General features: G+C 38.7%; 16 protein-coding genes, 2 tRNA genes and 1 pseudogene. 4 read left to right on the top strand and 15 right to left on the bottom strand.

Annotated elements, in window-relative coordinates; translation table 11 throughout:
- Positions 1-108: 108 nt before the first annotated feature.
- Positions 109-636 carry a VC2046/SO_2500 family protein gene (locus P4S65_RS11035; protein ID WP_337120147.1) on the bottom strand — a complete coding sequence of 176 codons (528 nt, stop codon included), beginning with the start codon at positions 634-636 and terminating at the stop codon, positions 109-111.
- Positions 637-748: 112 nt separating this feature from the next.
- On the opposite strand from P4S65_RS11035, the gene P4S65_RS11030 reads away from it, so the two are divergent.
- Positions 749-833 (top strand) — tRNA-Tyr (locus tag P4S65_RS11030).
- 49 nt (positions 834-882) lie between these two features.
- A tRNA-Tyr gene (locus P4S65_RS11025) sits at positions 883-967 on the top strand.
- Positions 968-1010: 43 nt separating this feature from the next.
- On the opposite strand, the gene P4S65_RS11020 is transcribed toward P4S65_RS11025, so the two are convergent.
- The 3 genes from P4S65_RS11020 to P4S65_RS11010 form a co-directional block, all read right to left on the bottom strand.
- Positions 1011-1709 (bottom strand): M48 family metallopeptidase, encoded by a 699-nt coding sequence (locus tag P4S65_RS11020; RefSeq protein WP_096792826.1) that lies wholly within the window; start codon positions 1707-1709, stop codon positions 1011-1013.
- A gap of 510 nt (positions 1710-2219) precedes the next feature.
- The gene (locus tag P4S65_RS11015; RefSeq protein WP_442961878.1) at positions 2220-2675 is read right to left on the bottom strand and encodes a VOC family protein; all 456 of its coding nucleotides are present in this window, start codon (positions 2673-2675) and stop codon (positions 2220-2222) included.
- A gap of 16 nt (positions 2676-2691) precedes the next feature.
- The gene (locus tag P4S65_RS11010) at positions 2692-3423 is read right to left on the bottom strand and encodes an HD domain-containing protein (protein WP_007375900.1); all 732 of its coding nucleotides are present in this window, start codon (positions 3421-3423) and stop codon (positions 2692-2694) included.
- A gap of 64 nt (positions 3424-3487) precedes the next feature.
- On the opposite strand from P4S65_RS11010, the gene P4S65_RS11005 reads away from it, so the two are divergent.
- A complete protein-coding gene (locus P4S65_RS11005) occupies positions 3488-4678 on the top strand; it encodes a class I SAM-dependent methyltransferase (RefSeq protein WP_007375901.1) in 1191 nt (396 codons plus the stop codon).
- A gap of 20 nt (positions 4679-4698) precedes the next feature.
- Here P4S65_RS11005 and P4S65_RS11000 read toward each other — a convergent pair whose 3' ends face one another.
- The 11 genes from P4S65_RS11000 to P4S65_RS10950 form a co-directional block, all read right to left on the bottom strand.
- The gene (locus P4S65_RS11000; protein WP_008135574.1) at positions 4699-4995 is read right to left on the bottom strand and encodes a PilZ domain-containing protein; all 297 of its coding nucleotides are present in this window, start codon (positions 4993-4995) and stop codon (positions 4699-4701) included.
- Between the two features lie 8 nt (positions 4996-5003).
- On the bottom strand, positions 5004-5384 hold the full coding sequence (locus P4S65_RS10995; RefSeq protein ID WP_007375903.1) for a response regulator: 381 nt from the start codon (positions 5382-5384) through the stop codon (positions 5004-5006).
- A 75-nt stretch (positions 5385-5459) separates the two neighbouring features.
- Positions 5460-9347 (bottom strand): ATP-dependent RNA helicase HrpA, encoded by a 3888-nt coding sequence (gene hrpA / locus P4S65_RS10990; protein ID WP_337120145.1) that lies wholly within the window; start codon positions 9345-9347, stop codon positions 5460-5462.
- A 194-nt stretch (positions 9348-9541) separates the two neighbouring features.
- Positions 9542-10573 (bottom strand): isoaspartyl peptidase/L-asparaginase family protein, encoded by a 1032-nt coding sequence (locus P4S65_RS10985; protein ID WP_337120144.1) that lies wholly within the window; start codon positions 10571-10573, stop codon positions 9542-9544.
- Positions 10574-10701: 128 nt separating this feature from the next.
- Entirely contained in the window at positions 10702-11406 is a 705-nt protein-coding gene (locus tag P4S65_RS10980) for a SapC family protein (RefSeq protein ID WP_007375906.1), read from the bottom strand.
- A gap of 338 nt (positions 11407-11744) precedes the next feature.
- On the bottom strand, positions 11745-12455 hold the full coding sequence (pgl, locus tag P4S65_RS10975; protein WP_337120143.1) for a 6-phosphogluconolactonase: 711 nt from the start codon (positions 12453-12455) through the stop codon (positions 11745-11747).
- A gap of 2 nt (positions 12456-12457) precedes the next feature.
- On the bottom strand, positions 12458-13930 hold the full coding sequence (zwf, locus tag P4S65_RS10970; protein ID WP_007375908.1) for a glucose-6-phosphate dehydrogenase: 1473 nt from the start codon (positions 13928-13930) through the stop codon (positions 12458-12460).
- 272 nt (positions 13931-14202) lie between these two features.
- Positions 14203-15849 carry a glucose-6-phosphate isomerase gene (gene pgi, locus P4S65_RS10965; protein WP_007375909.1) on the bottom strand — a complete coding sequence of 549 codons (1647 nt, stop codon included), beginning with the start codon at positions 15847-15849 and terminating at the stop codon, positions 14203-14205.
- A 400-nt stretch (positions 15850-16249) separates the two neighbouring features.
- Entirely contained in the window at positions 16250-18505 is a 2256-nt protein-coding gene (locus P4S65_RS10960; RefSeq protein ID WP_337120142.1) for an aminotransferase class V-fold PLP-dependent enzyme, read from the bottom strand.
- A gap of 137 nt (positions 18506-18642) precedes the next feature.
- The gene (locus tag P4S65_RS10955; RefSeq protein ID WP_008135569.1) at positions 18643-19713 is read right to left on the bottom strand and encodes an AI-2E family transporter; all 1071 of its coding nucleotides are present in this window, start codon (positions 19711-19713) and stop codon (positions 18643-18645) included.
- Positions 19706-19924: a hypothetical protein gene (locus P4S65_RS10950; RefSeq protein ID WP_008135566.1), complete on the bottom strand. Its 219-nt coding sequence runs from the start codon at positions 19922-19924 to the stop codon at positions 19706-19708. Before P4S65_RS10950 ends, P4S65_RS10955 begins: the two co-directional genes overlap by 8 nt.
- A gap of 147 nt (positions 19925-20071) precedes the next feature.
- Between P4S65_RS10950 and P4S65_RS10945 the strand changes: the two are divergent.
- A pseudogene (locus tag P4S65_RS10945) lies at positions 20072-20736 on the top strand (hypothetical protein).
- The last annotated feature ends 1 nt before the right edge of the window (position 20737 follow it).

The raw sequence follows: 20737 nt of genomic DNA, 5'->3' as shown, positions 1-20737 counted from the left end.
CTTTTTAGCCATCATTATTATAAAAATGACCATTTAAAGCTTGTTTTACTGGGCCTGACATAAGCTGATTTGAAATCGTAGATAGATAAATTATTTTGTAGGTCAATATTATGCTGTAGCTAAGTGAAGCGGTTGATGTAATGATTCACCATTAAGACCATCATAGAATGAAGCTACGTCCATTTGCGGATGCGATAGCTGAGTCTCTTTGTTCTTAATACGTCTGCGCACAGCTAGCTCACAATTATCAAGCACATTGAGTGGAATATGAGCTAAATCATTTCTTATTGAAAGTGGTTCAGGGTTTAAGCAGTGTCGTAACTTAATATCGCTCATACCTGCATGCTCTCCCACATTTGATAATAAAGCGGCGTTGTGTTGCCCAATCAACATATTAAATTCATCAGGTGCTAAAGGCTGCTTCGGACCCGAACCAAATTGCTTACGAAGTGTCTCTTCTTCAACAATAGGGTTTTCAATATCTGTTTTTGGAAAATGGAACTGACTAAAATCAAGCGCATCGTGGGATAACATTGCCAATAAAAGAGAAAACTCTCCTCGACGTTGTTCGTGTACACTTTTATTCAACCGTGTACTTAGTTGACTCTCTGTGATTAACAAATCGTCGATTTGCATAGACTTTAGCCGATTATTGTAGGTAATAGATATTTATCGGCTTTATTTCATTTTTCTTTAGCTTTTTTCTTTACTTAAATATAAGTTTTGCTATTATCAGCGCCGTTGCACTGGAGGGGTTCCCGAGCGGCCAAAGGGATCAGACTGTAAATCTGACGGCTCAGCCTTCGCTGGTTCGAATCCAGCTCCCTCCACCACTTTTCTTACCGCTAAGTTAAGTGGGGCCAAGTGTAACAAAATTAGTGTGGAGGGGTTCCCGAGCGGCCAAAGGGATCAGACTGTAAATCTGACGGCTCAGCCTTCGCTGGTTCGAATCCAGCTCCCTCCACCACTTTTCTTCTAAAATACCTTATATTTTAAACTTCAATAATTTTTTAAAATTCCCACTGTAAACTTTGTCCATTATTCTTTAACCAATCTGATGCTATCTTATGATCCGGATAAAACTTAGCTACACGTTGCCAAAATACACGACTGTGGTCTAAGTGACGTAAATGCGCCAACTCGTGGACTATGACGTAGTCTATAATTGATTTTTTGGCTCCAATCAAGAGTAAGTTAAACGAAAGCTCACGTTTACTATTACAACTCCCCCATTTACGTTTATAGATACGTATTCGTAAATCATTCGGTAAAGGTTCCTCCATTAGTTTACAAAAGTGGGCAAGACGCATATCAATATATAATCCTAATTTTTCAGTTAAATACGCCTCAAGTAATGTTTTATACTTCAATTTTTTATGGCTCACTCGAGAAGAACACAATACGCTTAATGTATTCTCATGCTCTATAACTTGAGAATGCAAAGCGTGTTCAAACGTTATGTCTATAAGATTTGAGAAAATTAGAATTTTATGTGTTTCGAGTGGATATTGCTTTGAGTCTGCAATATTAATCTGTTTATCAAGTTGGCTATTTACCCAATCTCGTTTCTCAACCAACCATAAATCCAACTGTTTTTTAGGAACATAATGAGGCGCATAAACGGTTATTGACCGTTGGTGCACTTTAATAGCAACAGTCTTACGTCGGGCACTTCGCTTTAATTGATACTCAAACAACAGTTCTACCACATTTAACCAACACGAAATTTCTAATATTTTATACCAATAGGCTTAAGTATGGGATCTAATTAATAATAAAAAACTGGTCTATAACTAAGTGAAAACTTTATATCTAACTGCTTCAAACGATAATAGAAGACCAAGCCCTGCTGACCTTACAATATTAAAGTTCATTTTATCTAAGAGCGATTTAATCGCTGCGTGAGGTGTGTCACCTAGTGGGGTCGGTAACTTTTCATGCGTTACCTTACTGACTTACATCCATGTGAAAACAAGTAAAAACCTAGCAAAGCTTCTGCGTCCTGATCACGATTTTCACCTATATTTGTGCAGCGACAAAACGTAAATTGCCTTTAGGTTGAATCCTAAAAACAGCGCATGTCTGGCACTTATGTTAACTGTACAAGCACAAATAATTGCTAAAAAATACAGTTTCACTTGAAACAAAAAAGCAGCGAATAAACCCCAATTAGATATTATTCAAAGTGATAGCAGTATGATAAAAACTTACACATAAATTCATATAATGGGAATTATAGGATTAACTGCATTAGCTTTTTTAGATGAATGCGAACCTAAGTTGACCGATGGATAGTAAAGTTTTATATACGAGTAATCATGAGATGTGATCTCATGGCTATTACCACTGTCATCTTTAAAATACATTGAAAACGTTACACCATGATCAGCAAGAACCGCTTTTATATTTAAACTTTCAAGATGACTAAGCCACTGTATAAATTGCTCCCCTGTTGCCAAAAATGCAATTCCTTTACTGCGCCCCTCACCTTCAAAAAGTGCTAAACGAGTCTTTGAACTAGCATCCTCGAGCGTTAAAGGTCCTCGTTCGTCCTCATTCCAAAAAGCAAGTTCGGGTACTATACTAAAACCTAAAACGCGCTCATACCATTTAACTGCATTCGATAAATTTTCAACATTCAAATGGCAATGATCAATACCTGACAATTTAGGCATATTTTTATTATCCACGTTACTCACCAATTTCTGACTTTAATTGCTCTAAAAACTCATGCATGTAAACTGTACGCCTATTCGCTTCTGCTTTAGCTGATGGGGTATTCATGCTTTGAGCAATATGTAATAGTTTTATAAAAAAATGATCAAGTGTATATTTTTTATCATCAGCTTCTCGTTCAATACAAAAAGGGTCTTCTGGGTTATACAATAACCGAGAAATTGAGCCGCCAACTTTCATACATCGACTCACTCCAATCGCACCTAGTGCATCCATTCTGTCAGCATCTTGTACTATTTGCGCCTCAACTGTTTTAATTTCTATATTTGCGCTAAAGCTATGAGCCGCAATAGCATGATGAATATCATCAAAAAGTGACTCGTCATAATCAATCGATTTTAAAAATTCCAGTGCCTTATCTGCTGCCATAGTAGAGGCTTTTGCACGATCAGGGTGGTTTTTAGCCACCGCCACACAGTCATGCATCCACGCTGCAGGTAATACAACTGACATATTAGCCTGCTCTGCATTACATAGTTTTATTGCAACGCGCACCACTCGCTCTATATGCGTAATATCGTGAGCCACATCGGCATGCACTAAAGAGGTTATAAATTCTCTGCATTGTGAATTAAGTATTTGTAAATCGGGGCTTAAAACGGCGTCAGGCACTTTCAGGTTCCAAAAGCTAATTAATAAGTGAATTATTAGTACTTTACCGTGCTTTATAGCCCTCTTGCAAAACATTCATTGTATGTTGCCCGCTGCTTGACTAAAATACAGCGCTTATTTATTACTACTGAGAAGCCTTATGTCATCTGCCGTTTACCTACAAGCTGGTCGCGATAAATCATTAAAAAGAAAACACCCTTGGTTATTTTCAAAAGCCATCAAAAAAATTAAAGGTAAACCTGGATTAGGCGACACAGTAACGATTCACGATAGCGAAGGTAAGTTTTTAGCAACTGCTGCTTATAGCCCTCATTCGCAAATTCGTGCACGTGTTTGGAGCTTTGACGAAAAAGAAATCATCGATCAAAACTTTTTTGAACGCCGTTTACGTCGCTCATTAGAAGCACGGAGCCAAGTAATAGAAGAAGGCGGATTAACAGGCTTTAGATTATGTGCAGCTGAGTCTGATTACTTACCAGGCGTTACAATCGATAAATTTGATAATGTACTAGTTTGTCAGTTACTAAGTGCGGGTGCCGAGCGTCATAAAGGCGAGATTGTTGGCGCGTTAATGGCTATTTTTCCAGGTTCTAGCATATACGAGCGCTCAGACGTAGAAGTACGTACAAAAGAAGGTTTGGAGCCAATTAAAGGTGTTCTTTGGGGTAATGAGCCAACACAACCTGTACTTATTGAAGAAAACGGCTTAAAAATTGAAGTCGATATAATTGAAGGTCATAAAACCGGATTTTACTTAGATCAACGCGATAGCCGTGCTGCACTTGAGCGTTTTTCAAAAGACAAAACGGTACTTAACTGTTTTAGTTACACAGGTACATTTTCGTTGTACGCTTTGCGTGGCGGGTGTGAGCATGTCACTAACGTTGATGTATCGCAACCAGCGTTAGATACTGCTAAACGTAATGTTGAGCATAATAACTTAGACTTAAATAAAGTTGATTTTGTGAAGCAAGATGTCTTTAAGTTACTGCGTCAATACCGCGACGAAGGCAGACAGTTTGATACCATCGTAATGGATCCACCAAAGTTTGCTGATAATAAAGCGCAGCTAACGGGCGCGTGTCGTGGTTATAAAGACATCAACATGATTGCCATGCAAATACTAAAACCAGGTGGAACATTACTGACATTCTCTTGCTCTGGCTTAATGGAGCAAAACCTATTTCAAAAAGTTGTTGCTGATGCGGCTCTTGATGCGGGCAAAGATCTACTTATAATGGAGCGATTAAATCAAGCAGCCGATCACCCAATTGCGGGTAGCTACCCTGAAGGCTTTTACTTAAAAGGCTTAATTTGTAAGGTTTTTTAATATCTAATCATTCAATTTAATTAGTTAAACTGAATGATTTCAAGGCCTGCTGTTATTGTGCCATCATCTTCTTTGCTGGCACGTATTACCTTAGCCGTTGCTTTTAACGGTGCAATGCTAGGGTGAGTAGACGCTATATCAACTGTTAAAATAGTATCTGGCTCAAGTAAATCATCCAAATGCAATGATAACCCTGTCGCGCTCAAATCAACACACTCTGCCGTATAATTCAAGCCAGCTACTGGCTCCACTGTTGTTAAATTTGCAGTCGCATTTACCTGCATACGTCTAAAGTTTCGTTTGTCATCTGTGAACATAAATCCCTCTACACTATTGTATTAATTTGCTCTAACAATACACTCATTGAAAATGGTTTTACTACATAAGCGTCGCATCCTGCGTCAAATCCGGCTTTTTTCTCCAACTCCGACTCAAGGCCAGATACCATAACAATAGGTATATTTTTTGTCTCCGGGGTATGTTTTAGCATACGACATGTATCGTAACCATCAAGTCCTGGCATGCACACATCAAGTAAAATTATATCAGGTGGATTAGCAACCGCTGATGCTAAACAACTTTTACCTGAATCAGCATAGCTCACATCAAATTTAGCAGTGAGTGCTGCTTTAAGAATTTCATAATTAAAATACTCGTCGTCGACGACTAGCAGCCGTCGTGTTTTAGGTTCGATCAATGAGGACATGGGTATGCCGTTTCCTTCTCAAAGCAAAAATAAGTCCTCCCATTAAGGTACTAAGCTTAATGGAAAATGCAAGTTTTATTCTATTTCTTTTATTGCATTTAAAATGCGTTTTGATGAAATAGGGTAAGGAGTTCCTAATGTTTGGGCAAACAAAGAGACTCTTAGTTCTTGCTGCATCCAAAAAATATCGGTTACTTCTTGCGGAATTGGCAACCCTTTAGGTGTTTTATTAGTTAATTTCTTATATTCAATTGCCACTTTATCAAGTTCAAGTACGCATAACCTATCTCTGTTTGGATCAACTGGTAATTTTTCTAAGCGTTTTTGAATAGCTTTTAGGTAACGGATTAAATCCGTTATTTTATCTGCGCCATGCGCGCTCACAAAACCTTTAAATATAAGTGACTCAAGCTGTGATTTTATATCTCCGTGCGCCGTTATCATGGTTAAATCAACGCGCCCTTTCATTTTTTTATGCAGCGCATGAGCAATACTTAATACTTGCTCAACCTGCGTTGCAATCGACACAACAGCATCACCGAGCTCACCGCGTATTTGCTCTTTTACTGTTTCAAATGCTTTTTCGTCACGTATATCACCGTGTTTAACTAATAAGCTATCGACACCTGCGGCTATACAGTCATCAATTAAATCAGCTATTTTACCAAATGGATTAAAGTACAAACCCAGCTTTGCTTTATTCGGTAAGTTTTGTTGTAAATACTTAATTGGCGATGGCACATTTAATAACACTAAACGGCGCAAACCTTGTTGATGTGCTTGCTGCGCTTTTGCTTCGTTATCAAACAGCTCCACTGCAGCGGCTGATTTTTTATCCACCAGCGCAGGGTATGCTTTTATCTCATATTGGCCTTGTTTTTTAACATATGAAGATGGCAGCTCACCAAAATCCCATTGTGTTAGGTCTGATTTTTCAATGCCTTTATCGGCTACTTTAGAGAGTGTTTCGGTTACTTCACCTTGCAGCTCTGCTTTAAGTTTGGCTAAATCAAGTCCACGAGCAAGTAACTTATCGTGTTCATCACGTACTTCAAACTGCAATCTTAAATGCGGTGCAAGCGCGGTTAAATCCCATGCCTCTGGTTCAACTTTTACACCTGTCATTCTCAATAAACGCGTCGTTAATGCATCAATTAAGCTCCCTTGCATTGGCTCAATAGCTGCCAGCACTGCATCAGCATAGTTTGGTGCTGGCACAAAATTACGACGAAGCGATTTAGGCAATGACTTTATAAGTCCACTTATTAGCTCATGCCTAAATGCTGGTATGTGCCAGTCAAAACCACTTTCTTGTACTTGATTCAACAGCGCGACCGGTATTTGTACCGCAACGCCATCAACTGCTTGGCCTGGATCAAAATGATAAGCAAGCGGCAATATAATATTGTCTTGCTGCCATGTATCAGGGTAGTCAAACTCGGTTATATTACTTGCACCATGCTGCATTAACTCTTCACGAGTCATGTGTAAGTAATGCTTATTTTGTTGTTTTTGTGTTTTATACCATTTTAAAAATGCAGCGCGGTTATTAATTTCTTTGGGTATTTTTTTATCGTAAAATTCAAATAACGTTTGCTCATCAACTAAAATATCACGACGACGTGACTTATTTTCCAGAACTTGAATATCTTCTATTAGCTCACTGTTAAATGCTAAAAAGCGCTCGTTTAAGCCCAGTTCTTGCTCAACTAATGCAGTGCGTACAAAAAGCTCTCGACTCACTTTAGGATCAATGTTGCTATAAACACAGCGGCGTTTGTTTACAACGAGTAGGCCGTACAAAGTTTGCTGCTCAAACGCAATTACCGCACCTGGCTTTTTCTCCCAATGAGGTTCTGTGTAACTACGTTTTACTAGGTGTTGTGCTAATGGCTCTACCCAGTTAATGTCTATTTTTGCATTTGTGCGGGCATATAATTTACTGGTTTCTACCAGCTCTGCTGACATGATCCATTTAGGGCTCTTTTTAAATAAACCTGAACCCGGAAAAATATGAAACTGACTATTACGTGCGCCTTTGTATATTTGTTTTTCATCTTTAAAGCCAATGTGGCTTAGCATCCCGCTTAATAACGCCTTGTGCACAAGCTCGCCATCAGCCGCTTGGCTGGTTGCTTTCATGCCCATTTCGTTACACACAGTACTTATTTGATAAACAATATCTTGCCATTCACGCAGACGCATATAGGCCAAAAAGTCTTTTTGACACAGCTTTCTAAATTGGCCGTTAGTCAGCTCGCTTTGCTGCTCTTCTAGGTAATTCCATAAGTTTAAAAAAGCAATAAAATCTGAATCTGGGTCGTCAAAACGACCGTGCTTTTCATTGGCCGCAGCACGTTTTTCCTGTGGGCGTTCACGTGGGTCTTGAATAGAAAGCGCCGCTACAATAATAATCACTTCACGCAATGCGCCAAGTTTATGGGCTGTTAGCACCATTTTTGCTAAACGTGGGTCAACGGGTAATCGGCTGAGCTCTCTACCTGAAGCGGTTAAACTTGTTTTGTTATCACGTTTGTCTGGTTTTACTGCTTGTAGTTCTTCTAATAACGATAAACCATCACTTATATTACGGCTATCTGGCGCTTGCACAAACGGAAATTGCGCCATATCACCAAGCCCGAGTGCCAACATTTGCAAAATAACTGAAGCAAGATTAGTACGCAGTATTTCAGGGTCGGTAAACTCTGGACGTGATAAAAAATCATCCTCAGAGTACAACCTAATACAAATACCCGCTTCAATACGTCCACAACGACCCATACGCTGATTAGCGCTTGCTTGTGATATAGGCTCTATTGGTAAGCGCTGTACTTTTGTACGATAACTATAGCGACTTATACGCGCAGTACCTGGGTCTATTACATAACGAATACCCGGCACAGTGAGCGATGTTTCGGCTACGTTAGTCGATAAAATAATATGGCGACGAGAATGCGGCGCAAATATACGGTTTTGCTCTGCGTTAGATAAACGCGAATAAAGTGGCAATACATCGGTGTGTTTTAAATTACGCTTGCTAAGTGCATCAGCGGTATCGCGTATTTCACGCTCACCATTTAAAAATATAAGAATATCGCCTGGACCTTCAGCGCACAGCTCATCAACGGCATCAAAAATACCTTGTAGCTGATCGCCCTCCGCTTCCATATCATCTTTATTAATATCAGTAATAGGGTTGTAGCGCACATCAACTGGGAAAGTACGACCCGATACTTCTATAATAGGCGCATCATCAAAATGCTTTGAAAAACGCTCAGGATCAATAGTCGCTGAAGTAATTATTATTTTTAAATCAGGGCGTTTTGGAAGTAGGTTTTTTAAGTAGCCTAGAATAAAGTCGATGTTTAAACTACGCTCATGCGCTTCATCAATAATAATAGTGTCGTATTGATTTAAAAAGCGGTCTTGCTGAATTTCTGCCAGTAAAATACCGTCAGTCATCAGTTTTACATACGTATTATTAGAAACCTGATCGCTAAAACGTATTTTAAAGCCAACTTGCTGACCAAGTTCACACTTCATTTCTTCAGCAATACGATTAGCTACGGTACGCGCTGCTAATCGGCGTGGTTGCGTATGCCCTATTAAACCATCAACACCACGACCAAGCTCTAAACACATTTTAGGTATTTGAGTTGTTTTACCTGAGCCCGTCTCACCGGCAATAATAACCACTTGGTTATTTACAATGGCGTCTTTAATTAATTCCTTTTTTTGACTTACTGGCAATTGCTCAGGGTAAGTCACTTTAGGGAGGCCAGCTAAGCGCTTATCGCGTAATTCTTGGCTACGGGTTATATCAGCCGCTATTTTTTCAAGCGCGTTGGCATGCTTGTTTTCATCGGTTATTTTTTTTACGCCATGTAAGCGTTTTTTGAAAATGAATTGATCTTTTTTTAAGCACGTTTTTAGCTCGCCAAACAACTGACCTAGGTTTACCACCCGCATACCTTATAAAATTAGTTAAAGAGCCGTAATTGTATCAAATTAAACGGCTGGGGTTAATCCTACAAAATGCATAACGCGGGGTTGTTTGTTATATAAACGCTGTTATTGAACTAAACGGTGAATAATAAATTTATTTTAAGCAGTTATTTTCAGCGCTAACTACATTGAATAAATTAAATGACGTTGGCTTATTCGTCGTTAAAAATGCCCACGTAGGTCGCTTGCGTATTCGATTTACTAGCTCGATACATGCCAGAGGTATTAAACGGCAAGCTAATATTACCCTTAGTATCAATAATAATGACGCCGCCAGTGCCACCAATGGGCTTAAGCACACCGTTTATAACTTCATCCCCTGCTTCGGCTATGGTTTTACCTTGGTACTTAACGCGCGCACATATATCGCTTGCTACGTTATAGCGAATAAAATATTCACCATGCCCTGTTGCCGATACTGCGCACGATTCATTTTCAGCAAATGTTCCGGCCCCAATTACCGGCGCATCCCCCACGCGGCCATAACGTTTTGCCGTCATACCACCGGTTGATGTACCTGCTGCTAAATTACCATTTTTATCAAGCGCCACTGCGCCAACCGTGCCCATTTTGTAAGAGTTAGGTAATGCTTTGTGCACGGCTTGGTACTCTTTACTGGTTGCTTTGGCTTTATCTAATTTTTGTTTTGCTTTTAAAAGTGCTTTGTAACGAGATTCGGTATCAAACAAGTTATTTTCGATAAGCTCAACACCTTGCTCTTTAGCAAACTCCTCAGCGCCTTGCCCACTGAGCATTACGTGTACAGAGTTATCCATTACCAAACGCGCTAAATTAATTGGGCTCTCAATATGCTTTACACCCGCAACTGCACCTGCTTCACGGTTTCGACCATCCATTATTGATGCATCAAGCTCATGTCCGCCATCGTAAGTGTATACCGCTCCACGCCCTGCATTAAAATAAGGGGATTGCTCTAATACTGCAATTGCTGCAGTCACCGCATCTAAGCTTTCGCCGCCTTGATGTAATACTTTATAACCTGTCTCTACTGCTTGCGTTAATTTTGCCCGATACTCTTTTTCTTGAGCGGGTGTAAATCGTGCTTTTTCTATTGTCCCTGCCCCACCATGAATCGCAATGGCAAAAGGAGTCTCTGCAGCTACTACGCTATTACTTAAAGCAAAAAAGCTGCTCGCAAAAAATGCTAATAATGGTGTTTTCATAATGAATTCTTTTATGGGGAAGTTATAAACCAATGTGAATGGTTGCGGGCTTAATTTCAACCAAAGTGAGTTTAATGACATAAAAAAAGCGCCTTAAGGCGCTTTTTCAAAATTTAACGTGTTTGTAATTAAGCTTGTTGAGCTTTTAAACGCGCTAAACGTGCTACTTGATGAGTAGACGTTAAGAAAGAATAAATTGGTGCTAAGTAACCACGTTTACGAAGCTCTAGGAAATCAGCATCGCTTAGCTCGTTTAGCTTTTTCTCATCGATAAGGTAAATACCGTTTATGTCTTTTTTCTCGCCTTTAATGTCTACTGTAAGCGTTTGCGCAATTAGTAGCTCTTTATCAGCAAGGAATTTAGTGAACGCTTCAGTTACTTGAGAAAACTCAATAAAAGATACAAGCGCTTCTTTACGACGTTTTAGGTAATCAGTCTCTTCGCCATTTTCGAATAATGCGTTGCCTTCATCTTCACCAACAAGCGCACTTGCTTCATCAATTACAATGCCGAATTGATCTTGCTCTGGGTGCTTAACTAGACCCAGTGGGTAACGAGTAGATGCCATTGGTGCAAATGCTGCTGTCCATTTACCATCTTCTACAAAAAGGTTTTCGCCTGGCTCAAGACCAAACATAGCGACAGCTTGGTAAGTGTCATTTTCGTTATTTTTAACGAATGACATTGGAAACTCGTTTGCTACACGTGCAAACTCATGTGCAACTACTGGCACTAAATGTTGAGTTTTCATGAATTCTACATTGATGCCATTTTTAATTTTAATGTTGGCATGTTTTTCGTTGTGTAAAGGCTGTACTTGTTGCTCCGCCATGTTACTGCTCCGTTTATTTTTAGTTTATGTGTTTCATTTTTAATACCTTAAGGCTAATGCTTTTGAAACCAAAAAGGAAGGGAAACTTTTATGACAGTCGTCATCAAAAAATAAAATTTAACTAAATCCAAGCGTTGCTAAAAAACACACAACCAAAACACATAAAATCAGATTAAAAACAATACACTTAATGATTGTTTTTAATACAAGTTACGGATGCTCATTCACATTGATTAACAGTCAGAGTGCGTTTATTTATAGTGTTTAGACTTAAATTTGAGCAAATAAAAAAGGCAGCTTATATAAGCTGCCTTTAAAAATCACATTGGTACTTTAATTTAAGGCGCCCAATACACTTCAATATTTATGCTTGGGTGGTTAAGTACAGCGCGAAGTGGCATATCATTAACATCGCCCCCCGCTTTTGCTTGCTTATAAACAGCGAGTTTTTCTTCACCGCTAATTAAAAGCTTAACTACTTTAGATTGCGCAATGGCATTTAAAGTTAGTGTCATTCTCTCAGTAATACTACCGGTTACTTCACTTTCAATCGCGTTAATAGCACACACTGATTGTGTGGTTGTTAAACCATGCTCTAAACCGTTTGCATTTGGGAATAACGACGCTGTATGGCCATCTGGGCCCATACCTAAAATAGTCACATCATATGGTATTTTTAGTTCACTATAAGCCGTTTCACACTCTTGTGTGCCCTGTTGGGCCGTTGCAGCAGTGTTCTTCATAGTAATAAAGTTAGCAGCACTACCATGATTTTGTAATAATGTACTTTTAATAAATGCTTCATTACTTTTTTCATGGCTTGAGTCTACCCAACGCTCATCAACCATTGCAACATCAACATGTTGCCAATCTAGATCAAGGGTTGATAAATGCTTATAAGCAGGTGCTGGTGATGAACCGCCTGATACCATCAATACAGCACGTCCATCATTTTTAATACCATCACGCAGTGATTGCTCAAGCGTTGCTGAAAGCTCTTTCGTCAACGCATCTTTATTATCAAAAAATTTCTCAACTAATGTTGCCATATTTATGCCTTATCGCCCGCGTTAAACCATACATGGCTCTTCTCTGCCAATAACTCATCGGCATCATCAGGACCCCAGCTACCTGCACGATAAAGTGCCGGTTTGCCTTTTTCTTGCCATCTGTCAATAATTGGATCAATCCATTTCCACGCTTGACGTACTTCATCACGATGAATAAATAACGATGGGTTATCGGCAGCCGCATCAAGCATTAAACGCTTGTATGCATCTGAGTGAAAACCGTTACTGTAAGCTTGTGAAAGCTCAATATTCATCGTTACTGGTTCAAGTTGCATTTCCAAATTATCGAGGCGCTTAGACATAAGCGTTAATTGAATTGTTTCCTCTGGCTGCAAGCGAATAACAAGGCGATTTGGCTCAATATTACCTACGTTATCTTCGTAAATATTATGAGATACTTTTTTGTATTCAACCACAATTTCTGCACAGCGCTTAGCCATACGTTTACCTGTACGAAGATAAAACGGAACACCAGCCCAACGCCAGTTATCAATGTGTGCACGAATCGCAACAAAGGTTTCTGTTTTGCTAGAGCCTTCTTTTAGTTCTTCAAGATAACCGGGTACAATTTTACCATTTAAGTCACCAGGCACATATTGACCGCGCACAATATTTTCATCAACATCGCTACCATTCAGTGGGCGAAGTGCTTCTAATACCTTTAGCTTTTCATTTCGGATACTGCTGGCGTTAAGTTTATTGGGCGCTTCCATTGCAACTAAACACAGTAGCTGTAACAAGTGGTTTTGAACCATGTCACGAAGTGCACCGGCTTTATCATAAAAACCAGCGCGGCTTTCAAGGCCAACCGTTTCTGATAAGCTAATTTGGATGTTATCAATAGACTTAGCATCCCACATATTTTCAAACAATGAGTTTGAAAAACGCAGCGCCATTAAGTTTTGTACTGTTTCTTTACCTAAGTAATGATCAATTCGGAAAATTTGCTCTTCATTAAAAAACTCTGCAATTTTTCCGTTAATTGCTTCAGCAGAATCACCGCAATAGCCAATTGGTTTTTCAACAACAACACGTGATGTAGGGGTAATTAAACCTTTCGTAGAAAGTATTTCACAGCAAGTGCCGTATACAGCTGGCGGAAGAGATAAATAAAACACACGCGATTTAGTGCTTTCGTGCTCATCTAGAATGCCTTTTAGCACATCCCAATTATCATCCGCTTCTGTAACATTACTTACTACTGGCACTAAAAAAGTAGAAAACGCTTTCCAATCTTTAGCGTTAAACTCACCTTTGCTTAAAAATTCTTGTAATGCTTTATGCGCTGTTTCTACGTATTCAGCACGTTTAGATTCTTCGCGCACTGTTGGTAGGATACGTGAGCCTTCAGGTAAATTACCTTCTTGATATGCTCTGTACATTGCAGGTAGTAATTTGCGTAACGCAAGATCACCACCGCCCCCAAAAATTATAATATCAAAAGGATTAAGCATAGTTACTCTCTACGTTGTGATACCCAGTACATTTTATAAATGCGCGGGTATGCCTATTTATTGCTAGATTAGATGGCTTTTATAACTGTATTTAAATAAAAGCCTGCTGAATTGTTCTGTATTGATGATTTATTATTATTTATTTTATCATTTGCGCTTATTAAATGAGCCTTAGGGGCCCTGTATCTCCTCTCACAAAAATACAGACCCTAAGCACTCCAGCGCTACCCGTTCAAAGGTACTCGGTTTACTTACTTACGTAAGCGAATTTTTTACTGCGTACGGTTTTGCTTGTAGTACGCCATTAAGCCGTTTGTCGAACTATCATGGGCGTGTTTTACGCTTTCATCAGTGAGTTCACTTTCAATTTTAGATGCTAACCCTTTACCTAGCTCTACACCCCATTGATCAAACGAGCATATTTCTAAAATAATGCCTTGGCAGAATATCTTATGTTCATACAGTGCAATTAAACGACCCACTGTTTTAGCATCTACAGTATCTAATAACATAGATGTTGTAGGACGATTGCCTTGATGAATTTTATGATTTAATAACTCATCAATCTCTGCTTGCGATTTACCCTTAGCGGTTAAATCAGCTGTAACTTGCGCTGCATCTACACCACTCATCATCGCTTCTGTTTGTGCAAAGAAGTTCGATAATAAAATATCGTGATGTTTATCAACATTCACTTGTGGTTTAACTGATGCAATAAAATCTGCAGGTACAATTACATTACCTTGGTGTAAGCACTGATAAAAGGCATGCTGACCATTAATACCCGTCATGCCCCAAATAATTGGAACCGTGGTGTAAGGTACCGTTTCGCCCGCAAAGTTAACGTGCTTACCATTACTTTCCATTTCGCCTTGCTGTAAATAAGCTGGTAACATATGCAGAGCTTGGTCGTACGGTAATATAGCTTGCGCTGTGTAGCCCAAAAAGCTGGTATTCCATACACTAAGCAATGCCATAATTAATGGTATATTTTGCTCAAACGGCGCAGACTTAAAATGTTCATCTATTTCAAACGCACCTTCTAAAATTGCTTCAAAGGCATCGTAGCCTAAATATAAAGCAATGGGTAAGCCTATCGCACTCCAAAGTGAAAAGCGACCGCCAACCCAATCCCACATAGTGAATACGTTTTCGTCGCTGATACCAAAGGCTGCCGTTTTTTCTAAATTTGTACTTACTGCAACAAAATGCTTTGCAATTGTACTTTCATCTTTTGCTGTTTGTAAAAACCAATCAACGGCTGTTTTAGCGTTTGTCATGGTTTCTGACGTAGTAAATGTTTTTGACGAAATAACAAATAATGTTGTTTCAGGATCAATGGCTTTTAAAACAGACGAAATTTGTACACCGTCAGCATTAGATACGTAATGAACATTCAATGTATCATCTGCCAGTGCTTTTAATGCCTCGGTTGCCATTTGCGGACCAAGGTTAGAGCCACCAACACCAATACTTACAACATCTTTTACCGCTTTGCCGGTATAGCCTAGCCATTTTCCGCTACGAACTTTTTCAACAAACACTTTAATTTTAGCTAATTCGTTATCTACTGCTTGTGTCACGTTTTCACCATCAACAATGAGTGGTGTATGAGCACGATTGCGAAGTGCCGTATGCAGTACTGAGCGATTTTCAGTGATATTAATTTTTTCACCACTGAACATTTTATCGCGCCACGATGCAATATCGCAATCTTTAGCAAGCGACATTAAGTTAGCAAAAACATCGTTATCAATAAGTTGCTTAGAATAGTCGAATAATACGCCAGGTACTTGAGTAGAAAACTGAGAAAAACGCGTGTCATCTTGTGCAAATAACGTTTTCAGATGTGTTTGTTTCATCTTAGCTGCACTTTGTTCGAGTGCTTGCCAACTTGCTAGTTGCGTTCGGTTAGACATGAGAATACCCTCTAAATTTTTCAACCAATTGATTTAAAAATGCTTTTTATAAAATAAAAACGATAAAAATTGCTTATTCACACTAAAATAAAACGCCGATAGTATAACTAAAAATGCAAAAAAGGTGCTGTTTTTATAATTTTAGATGCAGATGATAACGCAATTTTTAGCTTTTGACACCGGTATCATAAAGATTTTATAAATTAATTTACCTGTAATTTTAAAGGCACCTGCCATAGCTTAATTGATTAAAATGAAATATTGATGAATTTTCATAAGCACAATAATTACTTTATATAGTTATTCACTAATTACTGTACTTGTTTGCCTTGCGATCAAATCGACCTTAAAAACAAAAAATCGGCCCTAAAGCCGATTTTGTATAAATTACAATCTTTGTTTAATTGCTAAGCGCTAACCCACCATTTAAATTATAAACAGCTTTATAACCCAGCCGCATTAAATTACTCGCAGCAATTTTTGAGCGGTTACCACTGCGGCATAATAAAATGTATTTGTTATTTTTGTTCAACTGTCCTTCAAATACCGCATTCGCCATTCTGCTAAGCGGTATATTTAATGTTTTTTCATCGAGTATATTAAATAACTGGGCAACATTATTTGCGCCGTGTTCGTATGGCTCGCGTGTATCAATTAAATATACATCGCTGGTGTTTAACATTATTTTAGCGTCATCAAAATTTAATTGCAGTGTATCTACTTCAGGTAGCGCATTTACATAACCGCACAGTTGTGTGTTATTCACTTGTTTTGAAGCATCGTACTGCTGCTTTTCAATTACAAATTCATCAACTGAAATACTGCCGCTCACTAACGCATTGAGTAATGGCGTTTGGCTTTGCTGAACGGCCCAGTTCATAGCAAAACATTGTTGGTAGTCGTGCCCTGAGCAAATAATACTAATGTTATTTAGTTGCTCGCTTATTGCTAAAATAGAGCGAGCCATAGCTTTTGCATCCCCACCCATAAGGGAAGTATTGCCAAGTCCTGCAGGCAGAATTAAATCACCACAAAAACAATAACGCGTTTCGCCACTACTGTTTTTTAATAAATAACTTACGCTATCTTTGCTATGCCCAGGTGTAGCAACTTTTTCAAGTGCGTCATTTGCTAAGCTAATATTTGCTGCGCCTACGGGCCAACCTAGCGAATCAACCTCACCTTTTACAACTCTTGATGCAAGAACGCTGGTTAACAAATTAGTCGCTGACTCTCGCTCTTGATGAAGATGAGTATTAAGCACCGCTGAAATAGTTAAGTTTTGTGTATTGGCTATTTTTTCAAAACGCGGAATAAGCTCAATAATCGGGTCTATTATAACTGCGTGTTTATCATCGCTCACATAAAGCCAACTACATGCACCTTGGTGCCTAAATTGAGTAAGGCCCAGTGCGCACACTTCTTGCTGTGGTGTCGTACTGTCAGACACGATTAAACAGTTTGCTTGTAATATTGTTCTTAGAGCGCGAATACGACCACAAGCATTATCAATATCTTGCTGTGTTGCCGCAGGTCCAAACGAAAGTCTAATTGCGTTTTCGCTTTGCCATTTGCTTGCACCCATTGCATCTAAAACAAAACTTGTTGATGCCCCCGTACTACAAGCCGAGCCTCCACTTACGCGTATGCCCGCCGCATCAAATAAATCAATCACCTCTTTGCTTGTTAAATCGTTAACAGCAAAATTAAGTGTAGTGGGCACGCTATAAGCAAAGTCGTGATTAAATGTAATATTGCCAAAGGTATCTACAATTGCACTTTGTAATTGACTGCGATAGGAATTAAGTACATCAACTGATTTAAATGTACCGTCTGATTTATCGAGCAACAGACTAAATAGCTTATTTAGCCCTGCAATACCGGGTAGATTTTCGGTGCCTGAACGCATTCCACTCTCTTGACCACCACCCGCTATAAAAGGTGTATACGCACTGCCACTACGAATATATAAAAAGCCAATACCCTTGGGCGCATAAAGCTTATGCCCCGAAAAAGGGGCGTAATCTATTGTTGTGTCACTCAGCGCGAGTGCCTGTTTACCAAGCGCTTGCACGCAATCCACCATCCACGATACATTTTTATTGCGGCTACGAATTACCTGCTCAATAGCGGGTAAATCTTGATATACACCGGTCTCGTTATTAACGGCCATGGTGCAAATCATCAATGCATTATTAATATGCTCTGCAATAAAATCTAAGTCTAAAATACCGTTACTATCCACTGGAATAGCAAGCACTTCAGCGTTAATGTCAAGTACGCTATTCCAATGTTTAAGTGTATTTGGCACCGCTTTATGCTCAGTTGCGCCATATAATAATACTGGGTTTTTAACTGGGTATTTTTTAGCATTAATAAGCGTAGAAACTACTGCTGTTTGAATGCCTTCTGTCGCGCCAGACGTAAATAAAATATCGCCATTACTTGCGCCGATAACAGTGCGTGCTTTTTGACGTGTTTGTTCTAATAAATGCTTGGCTTGAATGCCTGTAATATGGGGACTTGAAGGATTACCAAAACAAATTTGCATAGTATGAGAAACAACATCAGCAATACAAGGCAACACAGGAGTGGTTGCGTTTGCATCAAGGTAAACTTGTTTTACTGGCTCATCGTGCAATAAAAAATCAGACATTAAAAAACGCACCTTATTACTAAAAAATATATCTTATTACCAATAGTACATAACTTTACAGGTAATGAGTAATAATCAATTAGCACTAGAGGTGCGTTTACTATTCTTTTTTAAACTAAAAGTCTGTTTACCTAACCTTAACTCTGGTTACTTAACTCTTCATGGGTTGACGACCAGGCTGTTATTAGCGCTTTTACTAATGAAGCCAATGGGATGGCAAAAAACACTCCCCAAAATCCCCATAAGCCACCAAAAAATAATACTGCGACAATTATAAACACCGGATTCAAATCAACCGCCTCAGAAAATAACAGTGGCACAAGTACGTTGCCATCAAGCGCCTGAATAATTCCGTAAATAATTAAAATAGTCCAAAACTGCGTTTCTAGGCCAAATTGAAATAGCGCCACGGCCGCTACGGGTATAGTCACAAGAGCAGCACCCACAAACGGAATTAACACAGAAAAACCAACTAACACACCTAGTAACGCCGCATAACGTAAATCTAAAACGGTAAATGCAATAAACGACACACCACCAACAATCAAAATTTCAAACACTTTACCGCGAATATAATTCATGATTTGCTGATTCATTTCGTTCCATACTTGCAAAATTAAGCGTCGTTGTTGGGGAATGAGTTTAGCTACGCTTCCTGTAAGCTCTAACTTATCTTTAAGCATAAAAAATACAAGTAACGGTACAAGTACCAAATAAATTAACCAAGCGACCACATCTTTTAAAGAAGTAAGCGAAAACGACAACACCACTTGGCCAAACTCAATAACTTTAGCCTCTACTGTTGCAACAATTGCTTGTACTTGCTCAGTATTAATCAAACTAGGGTATTGTTCGGGTAAAGCCAACAAGTAAGACTTCCCCTGCTCTACCATGTGTGGGGTTTCTTGTACTAAATTACTTGTTTGTTGCCAAAGTACCGGACCTATAACTAAAATAAGCGTCAGCATAATGCCGGTAAATACCAACATCACAATAACCGTTGCTGTAAAACGCTTTAAACCAAAGCGCTCTAAATGAAGTACAGGCCAGTCAAGTAAATAAGCGATTACAAGAGCAACCAGTACTGGCACTATTAAAGAGCCAAAAAAATAAAGTAAGGCAACCGATGCCAATAATAAAAATAATAAGGTAACCGAATGAGGATCCGAAAACTTTCTTTCGTACCATGTTTTTACATATTCAAACACGTAATGGCTCCACTAATAACAACCCTTGTTGTTTATTTAAATTGTAACTATAAGCATATTTTTTCAAAAATCGTTCTATATCATCAACGTTTTCATCGTTATTTAAACTAAAAGTGATACTTTGTTGTAATGATAATGCTTTACGCAAGCCCAATTTAAACTGAATAAACTGTTGAGGACACCTATAAATTCGCAAATCTTGTTGTAACATACTCGCTTTACCAATTTATTAAAATGAATAATAAGTCACATAATCACGGTCTTATTTTTATAACACGTGAACAAATGTAACTTTTTCTTAAAACAACCCCTGCAATGGTTTATCCTGTATACCATAGTTAGTAGTAAGGATAAGTTAATGCCTGGCACGCATAATAAAGCGCAACTACCAAGTAATCCAACACTCAAAGAGATTAATTGGTTTAAAAAGCAAATAAATTGGGGGAGTTACCCCCTTTTTATCATTTAGTTGCTTCCTCAGTCAGCGAATCTGAGGGGATATTAGAGCATGGTTTTGACAACGCTGTTAAACAGCTTATTAATAAACGCAACTGGAATTTAGACTTATTAGAAGGCTATGAAGATAACTTAGGTGAAATCCATACCAAGAATAAGCCTCGAATAGCACTTCATCAAGTGTTTACCGACCGCGGTTTTGAACTTTGGGCGCAACCTTATGCAAAAGACGTAGTCATAGATCAGTATATAAAAGGAAACCGCTTTGTTGAATTTAAAGTATGGGATCCTATTTCAATGAAAAGCCTGATCAGAATAAACCAATTACATAAATTTGTTGGCTTTTATTTTGAAAGTGGCGACAAAGCTGATAAAGCACTTATATTACATGCACACAAAGTAGTTCATAAAATTATTACTTTTTTGCAGCGCGAATTGAACGTTGTAAAGCTTGATGGAGTCACAATAAAAGAACTATACCAATTGTGCGAAAAAGACAGCCGTGCAAGTAGTGACGAAATAGACATTGCCAAAATTGCTATTGGTGAACCAATAAACAAGGAATAAA

This window comes from Pseudoalteromonas sp. B131b (genome assembly GCF_037162545.1).
Classification (GTDB): domain Bacteria; phylum Pseudomonadota; class Gammaproteobacteria; order Enterobacterales; family Alteromonadaceae; genus Pseudoalteromonas; species Pseudoalteromonas fuliginea.
Note: the sequence above shows the minus strand (reverse complement) of the source record. Positions and strands in the feature narration are given on the sequence as shown.